Raw genomic sequence first — 21,072 nt, forward strand, 5'->3', positions numbered from 1 at the left:
ATATGAAGCGTAGCATCTATTTCATTTTTCTGCTATTCTTTGCTTGGACATTTTGCCCAGATTACGCCTCCTTACAGGCACAGACTTCCAAAACTCGTGCGCAGTTAGAAAAGGAAAAAGCAGCCGTTCAGCAACGCCTCAAAGAGTTTGACGAAATATTAAAGAAAACTGCCGCTCGAAAGAAAAACACCATCAGTGAGCTTAATCTAGTTTCCAAACAACTGGAAACCAGAACCACCTTTATCAAAACCCTCAACTCAGAAGTGGTCTTGCTCAACAAGGAAATCAAGGAAACAGACAGCATGATTGCTTCTTTGGAAGAAGACCTTGAAACCTTAAAAGAAGAATACGCACAGATGATCTATGTGTCGGCCAAACTCAATAGGGGCATTACTGTGCTGACCTTCGTTTTCAGTTCATCCACTTTTAAGGAGCTGTACATGCGCTTGAGGTATTTGAAACAATATAGCGAGGCCCGTGAGAAACAAGTCGAACAAATAGAAAAAGTAAGCGCCGACCTCGAGCGACAACAAGAAAAATTGGCTGCCCAAAAAGAGGAAAAACAGCAGGCACTACAAGAAGAACAAAACCAGAAAAAAGAATTGGACTTGCTGAAAAAAGAACAGCAATCCATCGTCAACTCACTTTCTGCCAAAGAAGAGGAAATCAGAAAAGACATTGCTGAAACCAAAAAACAACAAGAAGAGCTTAACCGATTGATCAGAAAAGTGATCGAGGAGGAAATTAAACGAGCAGAAGCCGAGGCCAAGAAAGCCAATTCAAAAACCACCAAATCGGCTGGCACCAGCATACCTTTGACGCCGGAAGCTGCCGCCTTATCTAGTTCATTTGCCGAAAACAAAGGTAAATTACCTTGGCCAGTAGCTAGTGGATTTGTGTCCAAAACCTATGGTAAGCATGCCCATCCCACCCTTAAAGGGATCACTGTTACCAATGATGGGGTGGATATCCAAACCAACCCTGATGAAAATGTGCGAGCTGTCTTTGATGGAGTGGTCACCAAAATCTCCACCGTTCCCGGAATGGGGGGAACCATTATCATCAGGCATGGGGAATATTATACCATGTATAGCCGCCTAAAGACCATTGCTGTAAAATCCGGCCAATCAGTCAAAGCAAATGATAAAATTGGGGAAGTTTCTACTGGCAATGATGGAGTAGCTGAAGTACATTTTCAAACATGGAAAGGACTTCAAGTGATGAATCCATCTATTTGGCTTTCGGGTAAATAGGTAATTGTCCTTTAATATGAGTATCTTTACAAAAAAGATTACGAAAATATAGAGAACTGTACACTATTCCTTTGCGTTAGTAAGACACAGTTATATCTTTGTACCGATTTAAAACTTAAATACGCTTATCATGACTACATTGGGTTTCATTCAGAATATAGGAGGTGGTTCCTTGGTTGTTATCATCCTAGTTATCATTCTTCTTTTCGGAGCTAAAAGAATCCCTGAATTAGCTAGAGGATTGGGTAGAGGCATCAAAGAATTCAAAGATGCTACCAAAGAGATTCAGGATGATATTGAGGAAGGTCTAAAAGACAATAAAAAGAAAAGTTAAAAAGTAACTGACAATTGGAAAAATTCCATTCATTCGACGAAATAAAACAATCGCTTGAAAATAAGGAAACTGACTGTAAGGCGATCGTAAATTATTATCTCAAAAACATTCAAACGAAGGCGCATCTCAACGCCTTCGTTGAAGTTTATGAGCAATCCGCTTTGGAGCAAGCCGAAAAAGTGGACCAAAAAATCCAAGCAGGAACTGCTGGAAAATTAGCTGGTATGGTTATGGGTATCAAAGATGTGCTTTGCTATGCAGACCATGAAGTCAATGCCTCCAGTAAAATCCTAGAAGGATTCCAATCCCAATTTACCGCAACAGCTGTACAAAAACTTATCGATGAGGATGCCATCATTATTGGCCGCTTAAACTGCGACGAATTTGGCATGGGCTCTTCCAATGAAAATACAGTTCACGGAAAGGTGCTCAATGCCCTAGATGAGGAGAGAGTTCCCGGAGGTTCCTCTGGTGGTTCTGCTGTAGCTGTACAGGCCAATCTTTGTACCACCTCTTTGGGGACTGACACAGGAGGATCTGTTCGTCAACCTGCAGCTTTTACCGGATTGGTAGGAACAAAACCTACTTATTCAAGGGTTTCTAGGTTTGGCCTTATCGCATATGCCTCTTCATTTGACACCATTGGAGTTTTCTCCAGAAATGTCAAAGACAATGCCTTGGTAATGGAGGTAATCGCTGGGCAAGACGATAATGACAGTACAGTTTCCCGTAAAGAGGTTCCCCAGTACAGCCAACTACTTGATTTTAAGAAGCCTGCCAAAATAGCCTACTTAAAAGAGACCATTGAGTCTGAAGCGTTACAACCTGAGATCAAGGAACATACCCTTGATGTGCTGAATAAATTAAAGGAAGAAGGGCACCAAGTGGAAGAAGTAGACTTCCCACTATTGGAGTATGTTCTTCCCACCTACTACATATTGACCACCGCTGAAGCCAGTTCAAACCTTTCCCGATTTGACGGCGTAAAATATGGGTACAGGACACCCAATGCCCATAATTTAGAAAGCATGTACAAGCTTACCCGCTCAGAAGGTTTTGGAGAGGAAGTGAAAAGAAGGATTATGTTGGGCACTTTTGTTTTGAGTGCCAGTTACTATGACGCCTATTTCACTAAAGCCCAAAAAGTCAGAAGGTTAATCAAAGAGTTCACTGAAGATTTGTTGAATAAATTTGATTATATTGTTATGCCAACTACGCCTTCTACGGCGTTTAAGTTCGGAGAACATAGTGACGATCCTGTAGCCATGTACCTGGAAGATTTATTTACCGTACAAGCTTCAGTATCAGGGGTACCTGCCATCTCTATTCCAAATGGAAAAGATAACCAGGGTTTGCCGATTGGGCTACAAGTGATCACCAATTCATTTAAAGAAGCAGAGTTATTTGCTTTTGCAGATTACCTTACTAAGATCAAAGAACAATAAAATTATACTTGACCATGAGAAACAGGAGATTATTTGCACTCTTATCTATGATGATAAACTGTGTTGTGGTAGCCGTTACTTTTGGTCAGGATCAAAATGGTTTCATTAGTGCGGAAGAAGAGGTTTTCGAACCGGTTTATAACTATGAATATATCCCTGACTTTACTTATGATGAGGTAAATAACAGGGTGAAAAACATGGAAACCGGCATGCCTTTCCAGCTGAATGAAACCATTTTTGCTTTTATCAATTACTTTACGGTTCGAAATAGAGAATATTCTAAGATGACCTTGGCAAGAAAGGAAATCTACTTTCCTCTTTTCGAAAAAGCATTGAAAAAGCACGGTATGCCTGATGAGATCAAGTACCTGGCCATTATCGAGTCAGGGCTTAACCCAAAGGCTAAATCTTATGTAGGCGCCATGGGGCTTTGGCAGTTTATGCCGGCAACAGGCCGAGTTTACGACCTCCATGTCACCAGGGATATTGATGACAGAATGGACCCAGAACTAGCCACTGAGGCTGCCTGCAAATACCTGAAATCCCTTCATAGAATGTTTGGAGATTGGGAATTGGCCCTTGCAGCCTACAACTGTGGACCTGGAAATGTAAGAAAAGCCATTAGGCGATCTGGAGGAAAAAAAACTTTCTGGGGTATCTATAATCGCTTACCTCGTGAAACCAGAGGTTATATCCCCCAATTCCAAGCTATAATGTATGTTTTCAAATATGCAGATGAGCATAATTTGATTCTGGAAGACGGCACTTTCCCTGTGGCCCATGAAGCAGTGAACTTTGACCAAGAAGTTGACCTCAATAGATTGGCTGAAATCAGTGGCGTTTGTTTGGAGGATTTGGAGTTTTTGAATCCATCTATCCTTAGAAACAAGATACCTCACTCCTCCAAGAGTTTTGCTTTAAAAGTCCCTAAAGCCCAAGCTGAATACTTAGCAGCCAATAAACATTGGATTTTGGACACCATCAGTATCCAGCAGGAAAGACTTATTGCCCAGCAAATAGAAGAGGAACCCGAAAAGAAACAAGAACCTGAAAAACTGATATACAAAGTTCAAAGAGGTGATGCCTTGGGAAAAATAGCCAATAGGTACGGGATCACTGTTTCGGAAATCAAAACCTGGAATGGTCTCTACTCTAACACCATTAAGGTCGGGCAGCACCTTACCATTTACCAAAATTCAGGAGCATTTGAAAGAAATATCGCAGCAGATAACACCACCAAACAAGACGCTACATTCGTTAAGGGAAACCCAAAAACTTACATCGTGCAACCAGGAGATTCCTTATGGTTAATTGCCAAAAAACTTGACGGTGTTAGTATAGAGCAAATCAAAAGGCTCAATAAGCTCAACAACAACAACATTAAACCGGGCCAGAAACTGATTATAGGCTAATTCAATAATCAACTAAAAATTTAATTGATTTTCTTTAGGTCGATGACAATTTTTTCTAAATTGTAATCAGTATTCATCAAAATCCATTTTAGAAATGTCTAATAGAAACCCCATATTACTGGCCTTTTTTATCCTTGCTGCAGGATTTATGACAAGTTGCGATAGCATGAAAAGTGACTCCAACTCCAGCAAACCCAAAGCCCGAGGTGGCCGAGGAGAAATTCTTTTGGTTATAGATTCGCTAAAATACAAAGGTCCTGTAGGAGATGTTTTGGAAGGTATATTTGAAGAGGATATCAAAGGTCTCGTAAGAGAAGAATCTCTTTTTGATATCAGGAGGGTTGATCCTAGGACCATGACAAGAATATTGAAAATGGCCTACAACATCATTTATGTAACCACTTTTGACGACAAAAAACCAGGAAGTAGGCAGATCAACGCACTTTTCAGTCAGCAGTCAAGAGAGAAAGCGCAAGAAGACCCTTCTCTGTACATGCTAAGAAATGAAGACGAGTTTGCAGTCGGTCAGGAAGTGATTTATCTCTTCGGAAATAACGAGCAGGAATTGATCAACAACCTCGAAAAGAACAAAAACAAATTGCAAAATCTCTTTGAGGTTAGAGAGAGAAAACGTTTGGAGCAAGCAATTTTTAGTAGAACCAATGGCGCATTGGAATCCAAAGGAAAGAAGATTTTCGGTTTAGATTTGACCATCCCTGCATCTTACCAGTTTGTAAAAGAAGAAGACGATAACTTTATGTGGGCAAGACAGCCTACTCCTAACACACAAAGAGCAGACATCAGCCTTTTCTTTTATCAAACAAACTATACTTCAGAAGAACAAGTATTCCCTGAAAATATCATCAAGTTAAGAGACGAGATCCTCAAAACAAGAATCTTTGGTGATCCAGCGAAACCACAGTCTTATTTAAAAACAGAAACACAGATCCCTCCATCCTTTAGAAACATCAACATTGATGGCCATTACGCCATAGAAATGCGTGGTCAATGGAAAACCAATAATGTCAGCATGGGAGGTTCATTTATCTCTTATGTCGTGGTGGACGAAACAGTAGGAAAACTATACTTTATGGAGGGCTTCTTGTATTATCCCAACGAAACCCATAAATCTGCCCTTCGTGAAATTGAAGCTATTCTAATGGCAACAAAATTCCCGGGGAAGCAGGATTAATAAAATCCAAATAATAGCTTTACAATGGCGATTAAAATCAGAAAAGAGGATGCGCTGGGATACCATTCCCAAGGTAGTCCTGGTAAAATCGAAGTCGTTCCAACAAAACCCTTATCCAGTCAGCTTGATCTTGCGCTGGCTTACTCTCCAGGTGTGGCTGAGCCATGTCTAGAAATCGCAGCTCATAAAGAAAACGTTTACAAATACACAGCCAAAGGCAATCTTGTTGGGGTCATTTCCAATGGAACCGCTGTATTGGGCTTGGGAGACATCGGGCCTGAAGCCGGGAAACCAGTAATGGAAGGAAAGGGTGTCTTATTCAAGAAATTTGCAGGCATTGATGTATTTGATATTGAAATAGATGAGAAAGATCCTCAAAAACTGGTACAGACCATTAAGTCACTGGAACCAACATTTGGAGGCATCAACCTTGAAGACATCAAAGCACCCGAATGCTTTGAAATAGAGCAATCCCTTAAAAAGGAAATGAAAATTCCTGTCATGCATGATGACCAGCATGGCACGGCCATCATTTCAGGGGCTGCCCTTTTAAATGCCCTGGAAATTGTAGGTAAGAAAATAGAAGAAATTAAATTGGTTGTCAATGGAGCTGGTGCAGCTGCCGTTTCCTGTACTCGCTTTTACATGTCCCTCGGCGTAAGGAAGGAAAATCTCGTTATGTTAGACATTGACGGGATTATTCGTACGGATAGAGAAAACCTAGATGATTTCAGAAGAGAGTTCGCTTATGAAGGAACAGACCTGAGCAACCTTACAGATGCTATGAAAGGAGCGGATGTTTTCCTTGGGCTCTCTGCAGGAAATGTGGTTTCTCCAGAGCAGATCCTTTTGATGGCAGACAATCCTATTGTTTTTGCTTTGGCCAATCCAAACCCTGAAATTGCCTATGATTTAGCCACCTCTACGAGAGAAGACTTAATCATGGCTACTGGAAGGTCTGATTACCCCAACCAAGTCAATAATGTTCTAGGCTTCCCATATATTTTCCGAGGAGCTTTGGATGTAAGAGCAACGGCCATCAATGAAGAAATGAAACTGGCTACCGCTCATGCCATTGCCAAACTGGCCAAAGAACCAGTTCCTGATATTGTAAACAAAGCATATGGTGATGACCAATTGGGCTTTGGCAGGAATTACCTCATACCTAAACCGCTTGATCCTAGGTTAATTACAACCATTGCCCCTGCTGTGGCAAAAGCAGCCATCGCCACTGGAGTGGCCCAAAAAACCATAACGGACTGGGATGCTTACGAACTTGAGCTGCAAGAAAGAATTGGCATTGATCAAAGATTGATGTCCAGGGTAATTGCCAGGGCCAAGAAAAACCCTAAGCGAGTGGTCTTTGCAGAAGCAGACAATAGAAAAATACTTAAAGCCGCTCAGCTTATCCAAGATGAAAAAATTGGAGAACCTATTCTTTTGGGTAATAGGGAAACTATATTGCAATTGATAGAGGACAATTCTCTGGATTTGGGCAATGTATCCATTATCGATCCTTATGAGGATCCAGAAAGGTTAGAGCGTTATGGGAAAATCCTTTACGAAAAGAGAAAACGTAAAGGCATGACGCCATATGAAGCCCAGAAGCAAATGCGAGACAGGACATACTTTGGTGCCATGATGGTGAAGCTTGGAGAAGCAGATGCATTGATTTCCGGCCTGACCAAAGACTATCCAAAAACCATCCTTCCCGCCCTTCACGTGATCGGTGTAAAGGAAAATGTAGACCGTGTCGCCGGGATGTACATTATGAATTCGGACAAAGGGCCTTATTTCTTTGCTGACACCACTGTAAATGTCAACCCTACTGCAGATCAGATGGTTGAAATCATTGGTTTAACTGCAGACGCTGTCCGATTCTTTGATTTGGAACCTAGGGTCGCAGTACTCTCCTACTCAAACTTTGGATCTGCCAAAGGAGATACCCCTACCAAAACTGCTGAAGCCACTGCCAAAGCTAAGGTTAAATTCCCGGGGCTTGTCATTGAAGGTGAAATGCAGGGTAATGTGGCCTTGAATGAGGAAATTCAAAGAGAAAACTATCCCTTCAGCGCATTGGCCAACAAAAAAGCCAATACTTTAATTTTCCCTAACCTAAGTTCTGGAAATATTGCCTACAAGCTAGTGGCTGAAATAGGCAATGCCGAAGCCATTGGCCCTATCCTATTGGGTATGAACAAGCCTGTCCATATCTTGCAGCTGGGTAGTTCGATCAGGGAAATCATCAATATGGTCGCCATTGCGGTGGTAGATGCACAAAGTCACGAAAAAGAATGATAGATTATTTAAAAGGAAAATTGGTCACCAAAGACCCCACTTATGTGGTCATTGATATCAACGGCATCGGTTACCATGTCAAAATATCCTTAAATACATTTTCGCAAATAAAGGATGAGGAGCAGGTCATGCTCCTCACTCATTTGCATATCAAGGAAGATGCCCATACACTTTTTGGCTTTAAAGAAGAACTGGAAAAAAGACTCTTTTTGCTGCTCATTTCCATTAGTGGCGTAGGACCAAATACGGGGCTAATGATCCTCTCTTCTCTAAGCGTTCAGGAATTACAAAATGCCATTATTGGAGATGATCACAAGACAATCCAAAGAGTAAAAGGTGTCGGCTTAAAAACTGCCCAAAGGATTGTTTTGGAGCTTAAAGATAAAATCAAAAAAGAAGGTATGTCCGACGGAATTCCTACAACGAGCGGTTTCCTTCACCAAAACAAACAAATTAAAGAGGAAGCTTTACAGGCTTTGATTACACTTGGTTTTACCAAGGCTGCAGCAGAGAAAAATATCGATGCAATTTTGAAAAAAAGCGGTGTTGAAATTTCCTTGGAAGAATTAATTAAAGCATCTTTAAGGTCAACTTAATTTATAGCTAGTTTGCCTATAACAAGACCATATTTTTTTCCAAGCAGTAACCCCAATTCTTTTTATGCAGCAATCACCTTGTTGCTAGCTGCTTGTTTTTTGTCTGGTGTTAGCGAGGCATTGGCTCAAGGTGTTGGACAGGATTCTATTCCTTCCAAAATAGACTCCCTAGAAAAAAGAAGAACATTGCCTTCTTTTTTGCTCTGGGACAATTTCAAAACCAGCCCACTTTATCCCATACAATCTCCACTCCAACAGCGCTATTCTCCATTTTACTATGATGGGCCAAAACAGCAGCAAGTAGAAATTGAACTGGATACAGCAGTACAGTACCGTGTGTATGACCAATTGGATTCTACCTCATCCAACCCTGGCTACCTTTACAACTTTGAGGATTTTTCCAAAATTCAGGAGCTAAGAATGCGCCAAGAATATTGGAGAAATAGGTCAAGAGGGATGTATGGTGAAAGCGCGGTAAGTGGAAGAGGTCTTATCCCGCCCATAACCATGAGCCCAACCTTTGACAGGCTTTTTGGAGGCAGTGAAATCAATATCATCCCCACAGGCTATGTCAACCTGGACTTTGGAGGCATCTTTAGAAGAATTGATAATCCCTCTATTCCAATTCGGCAACAAAGGAATGGTGGGTTTAATTTCGATCAGCAAATCCAAATGAGTGTCAATGGGAACCTGGGGCAAAAAATGCAGATCAACGCCAACTTTGACTCCAATAATTCCTTTGACTTTGAAAACCAGTTAAAAGTAGAATACAAGGGCTTTGAGGAAGATATTGTCAAAAGCATTGAAATAGGCAATGTCAGTATGCCTGTCCAAAACAGCTTGATTCAGGGAGCCCAAAACCTATTTGGGGTCAAGACCCAACTGCAATTTGGAAAGCTATTTATGACCGCCGTGGCCTCCACTCAAAGAGGACGGAGAGATGAAATTGTCATAGAAGGCGGTGGACAAGGAAGACCTTTTGAGATCAGGGCTTCCGAATATGATGATAATAGGCACTTCTTTCTAGCCCACTTTTTCAGGGAAAACTATGAAAGATGGTTGAGGGGCTTGCCCCAAATCCTTTCCGGTGTCAATGTGACCCGGGTTGAAGTTTACATCATGAACAGGGCCAACAATACAGAGACCCTAAGGAATTTTGTAGCCTTTATGGACCTTGGTGAGGGGCAAAGAATTTACAGACCGGACAACCCTAATATTGGTAGCGGCACTCCCGCAAGTCCTGCAGCCAATGGCTCCAACAACCTATTTGGTAACCTTACCTCCAACCCTTCCTTTAGGCCTTATGACAATGCTTCTACTGCCATTGAGCAAAGTTTAAATTTGGTTAAGGGCACTGATTTTGAGCAGGTAAATGGTGCGAGAAAGCTTGCTGAGAACGAATATACATTTCACAGGGAATTGGGTTATTTGAGCCTAAACAGAAAGCTCCAAAACGATGAAGTGGTTGCCATTTCCTTCGAGTACACCTATAATGGCCAATCTTATAAGGTTGGTGAAATGTCAGAAGATTATCAGAACCGCCCTGAATCTGATGTACTTTTCCTCAAGCTCCTAAGGCCTGCACGAATCAACACCCGTGTACCGACTTGGGACTTGATGATGAAAAACATCTATAATTTCAATGCCAATCAAATCCAAAAAGAAGGATTCCAGCTCCAAGTAATTTACAGAGATGACCGAACTGGCTTGGACAACCCCAGCCTTTTGGAAGGCGAGCAGGTCAAAGATGTCCCTCTGATTCGTCTGATGGGCTTGGATAACCTCAACCCCCAAAATGACCCTCAACCTGACGGCAATTTTGATTTTGTTTCGGGCTTGACCATCCTTCCAGAAAAAGGGATGTTGATTTTCCCTAAGCTAGAACCTTTCGGACAAACACTGGAAAGTTACTTCTTACCCAATGAAGAGAGCCTAAAGAACAAATTTGTATATGATACACTCTACCGAACAACCAAGGCAGATGCTGAGCTGGTTACCCGCCTGAACAAATATTACCTCAAAGGAAGTTTGACAGCAGGCTCTTCATCAGAAATTATGTTGCCAGGCCTTAATATTTCAGAAGGTTCTGTTATTGTGTCTGCCGGAAACATTCCCTTGACAGAAGGAGTGGATTATACGGTCGATTACAATATTGGTCGAGTTGTCATCATCAATGAAGGTATTTTAGCTTCGGGAAAAAGAATTTCCATCAGCTTTGAAAAAGCAGATTTAGTATCTTTCCAAACCAGAAGCCTCTTGGGCACCCGCTTTGATTACCTTTTCAATGAAAACTTGACGCTAGGTGGTACTTTCCTCTATTTGAATGAGAGACCGAATATTACTCGGATCAGCACGGGGAGCGAAACCCTTAAAAACAGCCTCTGGGGATTGGATCTGAACTATAGTGATGAATCCAGGTGGTTAACCAAACTGGCAGATGCGTTACCGTTTACGGATACCAAGGAAAAATCCCTGATCACTTTCAATGGTGAATTTGCTCACTTAATTCCTGGCACTTCCAATGAGGTCAATGGAGAAGGGGCTTCTTATATCGATGATTTCGAAACCGCTGTAACACCATTTAGCCTTGGAGGCTCTCCGCAAAATTGGAAGCTTTCCGCTACACCAAGGACAGACGACAACCGTTTTGACATGACCATGTCAACAGAAGACCGGCTTGGCAATGCCTACAGAAGGGCTAGATTGGCTTGGTACAATATTGACAATGTCTTTTACCGTCAAGGAGGACAAGGGGTCCCGGAAAATATCACCGAGGAAGACCGTAGGAACCACTATGTAAGACGGGTCGTTCCCCAAGAAATATTCCCTCAGCGTGACCGCGATGTAATTGTTACCCCAGAGCCATTGTTTGAGTTGGCCTATTTCCCTCACGAGCGAGGGATGTATAATTACAACCCTGCCCTGGACAGAAGAGGCCTTTTGCAAACCCCTGAAGATAACTATGGAGGGATCACTAGAGCCATTACCGCTGATGTGGACTTCGACAGAACAAACATAGAATACATAGAATTCTGGCTGATGGACCCATTTTTACCCGGCGACAATGGCCGTGTCCTAGATGGGGTATTTAATGAGAACAATACTACAGGGGGAAAACTGATGATCAACCTTGGTGAAATCTCTGAAGATGTTATGAAGGATAGTCGCCATGCTTTTGAAAACGGGCTTCCTGCTGATGGAAATACTGCAGAAACCACCGAAAACGAATGGGGTCGCGTTACCAATAAGCAGTACCTTACTCCTGGTTTTGACAACTCTCCAGAGTCTCGCCCCAACCAAGATGTAGGTCTGGATGGTCTAAGTAGTGAAGAGGAAGCAGTTTATTTTGCCGATCGCTTTCTTAACCGACTGAATGTTGATCCGAATGTCCTTCAAGAAATTACAGCTGACCCTTCAGCGGATAAATTCCAATATTACCTTGGGGATCAATTGGATCAACAAAACATAAAAATTCTTGAACGATATAAATACTTCAATGGCTTGGAGAACAATACTCCAATAACAGAAAACTCCAATCTACCCTACACTCCTTCCGGGTCAAATAAACCCGACAATGAAGACCTCAATAATGACAACACCATCAACGAAACCGAGAATTACTATGAATACGAGGTAGATCTTCGTCCAAATACTTTGGAAGTTGGCCAAAACAATATTGTGGACAAGGTAACCCATGTGGAAAATGGTGAAGAGGTCAACTGGTACCTTTTTAGGATTCCAGTGAGACAACCAGACAATACCCAAGGGGATATCACTGGGTTTAAATCATTGAGGTTTATCAGGACTTATCTGACAGATTTTGAACAGCCGGTGGTCTTGCGAATGGCCAAGTTCCAAATGGTAGGCAGCCAATGGAGAACCTTTCAAGAGTCACTTTATGAGCGAGGTTTGTTTGAAGTTCCTGAACCCGATGTATCCAACCTTACAGTAGGTGTGGTAAACATCGAAGAAAACAGTCAGGGAAGTGCAACCCAAAGCCCTTATGTCTTGCCTCCTGGAATCATCAGGGACAGGGACAATACCTCTACAGTGGAAAGACAATTGAATGAGCAATCTTTAAGGCTTTGTGTGGAGAATCTCCAAAGCCGTGACGCAAGAGCTGTTTTCAAGAATGCCAATCTGGATTTGGTTCAATATGGCAGGCTGAAGATGTTTTTCCATGCGGACAGTGAAGATGCTGAAGATGGAGAGTTGACTGCTTTCCTAAGGCTTGGAACTGACTATACGGATAACTATTATGAAATCGAGGTTCCTCTTTCCATTACTCCGAGCGGCACCAGGGATCCCCAGCAAATATGGCCTGCACAAAATGAAATTGACATTGCCATAGAAGAAATTGTAGGAGTCAAAATAGAAAGAGACAACAGTCAATCTCCCCAAAATCTCCCCTATACCACTCAGGTGCGACAATATAATGTCACTGTAGTGGGAAGACCAGAACTGAATTATGTACAAGGCTTGATGATCGGTATCCGCAACCCTTCTTCCACGGGGTCAGCCAGCAAGTCCGTTTGTGTTTGGGCCAATGAATTAAGAGTAGTGGATTTCAACAAATCTTCCGGATGGGCAGCCAATGCCAGGCTGAATGCTCAAATTGCAGATGTAGCCACCGTTTCATCCACTATCCGCCACAATACCTTTGGCTTTGGAGGCTTGGAAACTAGGCTTTCCGAAAGAACCAGAGAATCAACAACTCAATATGATGTTTCTGCTAATGTACAAGTAGACAGATTACTTCCAGACGCACTTCGGGTCAGTATTCCTATGTACGTCAGTATGGAAAACGCAACCACCAAGCCGCAATTTGATCCACTCAACCCTGACGTACCGTTTGAATTGGCATTGAGTAAATTCCGTACAGATACCGAAAGAGAAGCTTATAAAAAGCTGGTTCTGGACCAAGTGAAAAGAAGAAACATCAGTTTCTCCAATGTGCGTAAATTAAGAAAAGATGAAAGCAATAAGAACCATATCTACGACCTTTCTAACTTCTCTTTCTCTTACGCTTATGGATTAGTAAAACAAAGTAATATCAATACCGAAGACTACACTTTCGAAACTTACAAAGGAAATATCACCTATAGCTATGAGCCCAAACCTATTCCGGTAGAACCATTCAAAAATTGGAATTTCCTACAAAGTCCCAATTTGCAACTTTTCAGGGATTTCAATTTAAACCTCGCCCCTAGCCTAATTACTGCACGTTTAGACGTGGACAGGAGGTTCTTGAGAACCCAGTATCGAAATGACCAATTGACTACTGACGGTGTGGATCCATTATTCCAAAAAAGTTTTTATCTGAACCGTTTTTATTCCGTCAATTGGGATTTAACCAAAAACCTAAGTGTAGACTATCGCGCTAATGTCAATGCCATTATTGATGAACCAGAGGGAGATCTGGACACCGAAGCCAAGCAGGATTCTGTAAAAAATAATCTTAGAAAATTTGGAAGAACAACCAACTATAATCATTCCCTTATTGCCAATTACAAGATCCCACTAGATAAAATACCATTCTTGGATTGGGTTAGTGCCGACTTCAGGTATGAGGCGACATACAGCTGGCTCACTGGATCCATTGGGCAAAAGGATACATTAGGTAACGTGATCCAAAACACGCGAGATCGTTCATTGAACGGTAAGCTGGATATGGTTCAACTTTACAACAAGGTCACCAAACTCAAAACCCTCAATACCCCAAAAAGACCGACCATTCCTGGACAAAGAAGCAACCCTCAGGATACAATCAAAACAGATGGACTTTGGAATGGCTTCCTCAAGTTTGCAATGATGCTGAAAGAGGTTAGCGGAAGCTACAGCATTACCGAGGGTACTTTCTTACCTGGTTATATGGAAAACACGGGTCTTTTTGGTTTGGACAGAAGCTTTATGAACCCAGGCCTTGGCTTCATATTTGGTAGTCAAGATAGTGATATCCGTTATGACCTAGCAGGACAAGGCGTCATGGCCCCTAGTGCCGAACTGACCCAAACCTTCCGTCAAAACCAAGTTAAGTACCTCCAAATCAATGGTGTTTTAGAACCTGCAAGGGATTTCCGTATCACTCTAAATTTAAGAAAAAGAGAAACAGGGGATTATAGTGAAATCTTCCGAAGGGAAAGTGACACCAGTGATGATTACCTCTCCGTAAACCCCAATAGAATGGGGGCTTATAACATCACCTACAATATGATCAAAACAGCCTTTGCGAAGGATGATAATGATAATAACTCTCCCCTATTTAGCAATTTTGAAGATTATCGTTCTATCATAAAATCTAGGCTGGAAACCACTAACCCAGGTGGAGAGTACAACCTAAATGGTCAGGATGTTTTGGTTCCTGCCTTCTTGGCTGCCTATACCGGTAAATCAGCAGAAGAAGTCAACCTAAACCCCTTCCCCAAATTCCCGCTTCCCAATTGGAGAGTGGAATATAGAGGTCTATCCAGGCTACCAGTTTTCCAAGAGCAGTTCAGTTCTATAAACCTAACCCACAATTACACCTCGACCTATGATGTAAGCAACTTCTCCAACTCTTTGCTTTATCAAAATGGTTTGGAGTTATACAACAGCCTTCAAAACTATCCTCAGGCAAGCATCACTGATGAATTTGGAAGCTATATCCCTGTGTTTATCTTTAACCAAGTGGTACTTTCCGAGCGTTTTGCTCCGCTAATAGGTATAGACTTATTGACTAAAACCAGGATGAATATATCCTTTGAATATAATACTGAGAGGAATATTGGGCTGAACTTTTCTAATGCCCAAGTTACAGAGCAAAAAAGTAAAGATTTCCGATTTGACTTAGGCTATACCAAGTCAGGAGTTAAAATACCTTTCAAAGTTCAAGGCCGCCAGGAAGTATTGGACAATGACCTTGAGATTAGGGTAAGTACTAGCATTGTTGACACCCAAACACTTCAGCGAAAGATCGAAGAAGGCAGCACGGTCACCAATGGTAACCTCAACCTCCAGATAAGGCCAACAGTGGGCTATATCATCAATCAAAACCTCAAAGTCACCCTTTACTTTGACCGAACGGTCAATGATCCAAGAATCACTACTGCATATAGAAGAAGTTCCACATCCTTTGGTGGACAATTACGATTTAATTTAGGTCAATAGGTTTTTTGATTTGGTGAAACCTTGTATTTTTGGCTTTGATTAATCCTAAAATGAGAATATGAACTTCCCAAAAGAATTAAAGTACACTAAAGACCACGAGTGGGTAAAAATCGAAGGAGACATTGCCACTATTGGTGTTACGGAATTTGCCCAGAGAGAATTGGGTGACATTGTTTATGTCGAGGTAGAAACTGTTGGTGAAACTATCGAGACCGGAGAAGTGTTCGGTACAGTAGAGGCAGTAAAAACCGTATCTGACCTTTTTATGCCTTTAGAAGGTGAAATTACCGAATTCAATGAAGAACTAGAAGGTTCTCCTGAATTGGTCAATGAGTCTCCATATGAAGATGGATGGATGATCAAAGTGAAGTTTGAAAAGGAATTGCCTTCCGATTTACTTTCGGCTGAAGAATACGCTGAACTAGTAGGTGAATAAAGGCAAAAAATTTAGCGAAAGATACCTGCCTGCCATTTTATGGTTGGTTTTACTATTGGCATTGATTTTATCTCCTGGAGATAAACTGCCAAGTGCGGCTAAAATCCCAGGATTGGATAAAGTCGCCCACTTCAGCTTATTTGCAGGGCTCTTGCTCCTGTGGAACAGGGCTTTAAATAGCAGAGATAAAAAGTTCACGAAACAAATATTTATCACTAATTATTTAGTTTTTGGAATTATTTTTGCTATCTTAGTAGAAGTGATCCAACAAATGGTTCCAAACCGGGCCTTTGACTTGTTGGATATAGTAGCGAATCTCAGTGGAAGCTTCGTGGGTACCGTTTGTTTTTATATTTTGTACAAGAAGAAAAGTAAGCTTGTATAAATAAAAATAAATGGTTAGAATTGTTATCGCTAAAATAGAGCAAGAATTATTAACCTTTATATGAGTATTAACTATGGAAGCTAAAAAGACACCAAAAGCTGATTTGACCAAGAAGTCAGGGATGTTCCTGAATCTGGGTCTATTGATCAGCGTTGGTCTTACGCTGTTTGCTTTCGAATACAAGTCATACGAATCAGGTGCACTGATGGACTTGGGAACAGTGGAAGACGATTTCGAGGAACTATTGGACATTCCGATTACGGAACAGCCACCTCCACCGCCTCCACCAGTAGAGCAGCCAATCATCGAGGAAATTCCTGATGAAGTGGAGATTGAAGAAAAAATCGAAGTAAACTTCGACGTTGATGTGCAGGAAGAAACAGTGATCAAGGAAGTTGTGATTGCGGACGCTCCTGTAGTTGAAAAAGCTGACGAAATCTTTGACGTGGTGGAAACCATGCCTACCCCTCCAGGTGGAATGGAAGGTTGGAACAAGTACTTGAGCAAAAACCTTAAGTACCCAACTCAAGCCAGAAGAATGGGGATCGAAGGTACTGTATACGTAGTCTTTGTAGTAAATACCGATGGCTCTATCCAAGACGTTGATATCCTTAGAGGTATCGGTGGTGGATGTGATGAAGAAGCCATGAGAGTAGTAAGAAATGCCCCAGCATGGGAACCTGGAAAACAAAGAGGTAGACCAGTTAGGGTAAAAATGAGATTACCGATCAGGTTCAAACTGAGCTAATCATTAGTAAACTGATAAAACACTAAAACAGGCTGTCAAAATTGACAGCCTGTTTTTTTATATCTATTTTTTAAAGTAAGTCTCTCACAGAAGTACGAAAAGGTTCCAACCAAAAAGCTGAAGGGATAAGAATATTTTTATTGCGATTTACCTTTATACAATTGATCAGTAAAGCTTATAACTGATTTACTCCCACTCTCCGGTAATATGACTTTATCTCAAGAAAGGCACTAGAAAAATCATTCGAAACCACCTAGCTGATTAAAGGTCTCAAATGGAAGTATTGACCTGTGTAAGGCAAAAGTAATTAACCAAATCTACCATACCTCACCTTAATGTCAATTCGCTGTACTTCCCTCCTTTTGTTTTATAATTATTATATTTAAAACTATTTATTTAGTTTTGTAACTAAATATTTCTATATTAGTGAAATAATATTGAGCAAAAAAACTGTAGTCAATTTTTCCGGAAAGAATTGCAGGTACAAGCCCTGTTCGAATGTACATTAACATAGAGATCTGAGGTTTGGTAAAAGAATGTTTACATGATTAAATACTATAAACCCACATGATTTATGGAAGCTAAAAAAAATCCAGAAGCGGACTTGACTAATAAGTATGGATTGTTCCTCAATATTGGTCTTTTAATAAGTATGGGACTAGCATTGGCCGCGTTCGAGTTCAAAACTTATGAATCAACGATATTACCAGAATTAGAGCCATCAGGCGATGAGTTTGATAAAATCCTTGACATCCCCATCACTGTTCAACAACTTCCTCCACCACCTGTCAAAGTGGAACAACCTGAAATAATGGAAGTGCCCAACGAGGAGGAAATCATCGATAAAATCGAAGTTGTATTTCACGATGATTATCCTGAAGAAGTAGCCGTTGATGATTTCATTGTCAATGCACCTCCAATAAAGGAAGAGGCAGATGAGATCAAAGACTTTGCAGAACATATGCCCGAGCCACCGGGTGGTATGGAGGGTTGGGCCAAATACCTGAACAAGAACCTCAAGTATCCCTCACAGGCCAGAAGAATGGGAATCCAAGGCACCGTGTTTGTGGCATTTGTGGTAAATACTGATGGCTCCATTCAAGACGTGAGTATATTACGTGGCGTAGATGGCGGGTGCAGTGAGGAGGCTGTCAGGGTGGTCGACAATGCCCCAAGCTGGAAACCGGGAAGGCAAGGAGGCCGACCTGTGAGGGTCAAAATGAGATTGCCCATCCGATTTAAATTAAATTAATTTCCAGTATTCATTTAGGGGATAGTCAAAAATGATTGTCCCCATTTGCTGTCTATAAGGCTTACAACTAAAATTCCCTTTATTGGGAACGAATTTTGTATTACATTTGTCATCCTTAAGATATGGGGCTGACCGGTTTTGACAGTAGGTGTGAAGATTGGGCCAGCATGTCGGGTGGAGCATGTACGCCCGTGAATAATTCATGCGAACTATAATTGGCGAATCTAATTACGCCATGGCTGCCTAATCAAACCCAATAGGGATTGATACTGCTTAAAGGGTTGAGTTGCGATAGTGATTCCCCGGCCACATCCCGCAGTTCTCTGTCTTGGCAGAACTGATTCTGGGGTGTCGACTTGCCAGGACTAGCACTACTGATGCTATTAGGTTGGTGCGAAATTTAAATAGCTAAGCTCTCCGGTAGCTGTGTCATCCAGGAGCCCTGAGACGAAAATCGAATAGATGACTAAACATGTAGACGGTACAATGTTTCCCTATCTGGACCAGGGTTCGAATCCCTGCAGCTCCACCCAATGAGAGTTAGACGATTTTTTCGTTTTTCTCTCATTTTTTTTACCCCATAAACCATTGTTAATCTGATAGATACACTCAACTACAGAATTAATTCTTCCGGTTCGATAAGCTGTTTTTGAAAAACACATTTTTTCGGGGAATATCGAACCAATTAATTTTCTTTTTGTCTCGATATCACCGTTTTCATATAACAAATCCAGCCTGGATAGCCTTTCAAGGGCCCTATCCACATATTTAGAATGGTTCGATACGCTCATTGGCTTGGTTGCAGCCAATTGGTTCTCGAGCCGTGTTATTTCTTTATTACACTCTGATTTTATTTCCCTATAATCATCTGCTTCAAGGTCTCCGGCAACTAATAAATCCCTACTTCTTTTCAACTTTTCATGAATACTTTCCAAAGAAGCTGCTACTTTTTTGTGCTCTTCTCCCTCGTCCTTGAAATGGTATTTAAAGAATTCATGAAGTATTACTCCAAATATTTCAACTTTGTCCTTTTTTAATGTAAATCTCTTCATTTCACTTACCATTAGATCATTATATAATGAAGCCTTTTCTCTAAAACCGCACTTTGATAAACAATGGTAATAATAATAACGTCTTGATCTACCTGTAGAGCCACTTCCAGTTAAAACCTTACCACATTTGGGACATATTAGGAATCCCCTTAATGGAAGCCTATCATCTGACACTACTTTAGGCAAATACTCATCTCTTCCTATTTCCTCCAGAATATTCTGTACCCTGTAAAATTCCCCTTCTGAAATCAATGGTTCATGCTGGCCATTTACAAACTGGTCTTCTTCATCTTTAAATGCAGGCACATAAATTTTCCCGCAATACAATGGGTTCCGTATCATCCGATGGAAATGTGAACGGCTGATTTTAAGTCCTTTCTTTTTGACCATTGCCCAAATATTTTCCGTTGGGTACCTTTTTTTAAGAATTGTTTCAAAGACCCACTTAACAATAGAGGCTTCCGGTTCTTTTGGGGCAATAAACTTCCTTGATCCCTCCATTCGGTTTATATATCCAAAAGGTGCTTTCCTCAAATAACGCCCCTCCTTCAGCGCCCTTCTCATACCATGAAAAATATTCAGAGCCCTACGATCATTTTCAACCTCAGGTGCTGCCAAATAAATGGCAAGCATCATTTTATTTTCAGGGATATTCAAATCAAGTGGCTGTTCGATAGCCTGTGGCTCTACATCTAAGTTTCTAAGGGTATTTATCATTTGGTAGGCATCACCAGCATTTCTGCTAAACCTGTCCCATTTTGTAAAAAGTATTTTGTCCACACCTTTTCCCCGACTTTTCTTTAAGTACGTAAGAAGTTCTTTCCACCTGGGTCTGTTAAAAGTTTTTGCAGAGTGATCTTCGAAAATCACCTTTCGAACCATAATATTATGATGATCACAATATCTTTTGAGAACTTCCTCTTGATTACGTTGGGAATAACCTTTATCTGCCTGCTCATCGGTACTTACCCTTATATATAAGTCAGCTACACTCATGCTCATTAACAATTTGATCCACAGCTAATTTAGCCAAAAAACACATTAACTCCAGAATACCCCTTGATTCTTCCAATGATATTTCTTCTCCATGATTTTTAAAAATCTCACATACCTTTTCAGGTGTAATCCCACATTTTTTTGGGCTGTATTTATCCAAATCAAACATTAGGATAAATTGCAAAATGAATTGGACTAATATTCACACCGAATTCAGAAGATAAATATTCTTTAAACTTGAAGGTTTAAATACAATTATTATTAATAACGGAATTAAAGTTCTTTGCTTCTTTCTTGCTAAGAAAGAAGCCCAATTGTATAGACTTCTTTTAGACTACATATTCTTTTTCACCTGCTTAAGCTTTTGGAGCATATCTTTCCAATATGCCTGTCGTTTCTTTAGAAAAGAGCTTGCCTTTTCGGTAAGTTTATAATTGCTGAACATTTCTGCATGTTCTATTGCTTTGTCCAGATCTTCTATTACAATTGTATTTCCATCTTTATCTTGAATCTTCATTACAGTGTTA

14 protein-coding genes and 1 other RNA gene are annotated in these 21,072 nt (G+C 41.0%); 13 read left to right on the forward strand and 2 right to left on the reverse strand.

The features are described 5' to 3' along the window. The first annotated feature begins 2 nt into the window (after positions 1-2). The 13 genes from JL001_RS21320 (at position 3) to ssrA (ending at position 19,029) form a co-directional block, all read left to right on the forward strand. Positions 3-1,253 carry a murein hydrolase activator EnvC gene (locus JL001_RS21320; RefSeq protein WP_200979758.1) on the forward strand — a complete coding sequence of 417 codons (1,251 nt, stop codon included), beginning with the start codon at positions 3-5 and terminating at the stop codon, positions 1,251-1,253. Positions 1,254-1,383: 130 nt separating this feature from the next. Beyond that, positions 1,384-1,587, forward strand: coding sequence for a twin-arginine translocase TatA/TatE family subunit (locus tag JL001_RS21325; RefSeq protein WP_192010898.1), 204 nt, complete (start codon positions 1,384-1,386; stop codon positions 1,585-1,587). 14 nt (positions 1,588-1,601) lie between these two features. Continuing rightward, entirely contained in the window at positions 1,602-3,032 is a 1,431-nt protein-coding gene (gene gatA, locus JL001_RS21330) for an Asp-tRNA(Asn)/Glu-tRNA(Gln) amidotransferase subunit GatA (RefSeq protein ID WP_200979759.1), read from the forward strand. A gap of 14 nt (positions 3,033-3,046) precedes the next feature. After that, positions 3,047-4,444 (forward strand): lytic transglycosylase domain-containing protein, encoded by a 1,398-nt coding sequence (locus JL001_RS21335; RefSeq protein WP_200979766.1) that lies wholly within the window; start codon positions 3,047-3,049, stop codon positions 4,442-4,444. A gap of 94 nt (positions 4,445-4,538) precedes the next feature. Then, a complete protein-coding gene (locus JL001_RS21340) occupies positions 4,539-5,636 on the forward strand; it encodes a DUF4837 family protein (RefSeq protein ID WP_200979769.1) in 1,098 nt (365 codons plus the stop codon). 24 nt (positions 5,637-5,660) lie between these two features. Further along, a complete protein-coding gene (locus JL001_RS21345; RefSeq protein WP_200979771.1) occupies positions 5,661-7,934 on the forward strand; it encodes an NADP-dependent malic enzyme in 2,274 nt (757 codons plus the stop codon). Beyond that, positions 7,931-8,530 (forward strand): Holliday junction branch migration protein RuvA, encoded by a 600-nt coding sequence (gene ruvA / locus JL001_RS21350; protein WP_200979773.1) that lies wholly within the window; start codon positions 7,931-7,933, stop codon positions 8,528-8,530. The genes JL001_RS21345 and ruvA overlap by 4 nt, the downstream gene beginning before the upstream one ends. A gap of 12 nt (positions 8,531-8,542) precedes the next feature. Then, positions 8,543-15,676, forward strand: a complete 7,134-nt coding sequence (sprA, locus tag JL001_RS21355; RefSeq protein WP_236252933.1) for a cell surface protein SprA — start codon at positions 8,543-8,545, stop codon at positions 15,674-15,676. 58 nt (positions 15,677-15,734) lie between these two features. Next, positions 15,735-16,112: a glycine cleavage system protein GcvH gene (gcvH, locus tag JL001_RS21360; RefSeq protein WP_200979774.1), complete on the forward strand. Its 378-nt coding sequence runs from the start codon at positions 15,735-15,737 to the stop codon at positions 16,110-16,112. After that, positions 16,105-16,497, forward strand: a complete 393-nt coding sequence (locus JL001_RS21365) for a VanZ family protein (protein ID WP_236252934.1) — start codon at positions 16,105-16,107, stop codon at positions 16,495-16,497. The genes gcvH and JL001_RS21365 overlap by 8 nt, the downstream gene beginning before the upstream one ends. Before the next feature lie 73 nt (positions 16,498-16,570). After that, positions 16,571-17,245, forward strand: a complete 675-nt coding sequence (locus tag JL001_RS21370) for an energy transducer TonB (protein WP_192010905.1) — start codon at positions 16,571-16,573, stop codon at positions 17,243-17,245. Positions 17,246-17,819: 574 nt separating this feature from the next. Further along, positions 17,820-18,497: an energy transducer TonB gene (locus tag JL001_RS21375; RefSeq protein ID WP_200979775.1), complete on the forward strand. Its 678-nt coding sequence runs from the start codon at positions 17,820-17,822 to the stop codon at positions 18,495-18,497. A gap of 124 nt (positions 18,498-18,621) precedes the next feature. After that, positions 18,622-19,029: a transfer-messenger RNA gene (gene ssrA / locus JL001_RS21380) on the forward strand. Here ssrA and JL001_RS21385 read toward each other — a convergent pair. Then, positions 18,992-20,545: a recombinase family protein gene (locus tag JL001_RS21385; RefSeq protein ID WP_200979776.1), complete on the reverse strand. Its 1,554-nt coding sequence runs from the start codon at positions 20,543-20,545 to the stop codon at positions 18,992-18,994. The genes ssrA and JL001_RS21385 overlap by 38 nt on opposite strands. 334 nt (positions 20,546-20,879) lie before the next feature. Further along, on the reverse strand, positions 20,880-21,062 hold the full coding sequence (locus JL001_RS21390; protein WP_200979777.1) for a hypothetical protein: 183 nt from the start codon (positions 21,060-21,062) through the stop codon (positions 20,880-20,882). Positions 21,063-21,072: the final 10 nt, after the last annotated feature.

Origin of the sequence: Echinicola sp. 20G (assembly GCF_015533855.1) — a bacterium.
GTDB lineage: Bacteria > Bacteroidota > Bacteroidia > Cytophagales > Cyclobacteriaceae > Echinicola.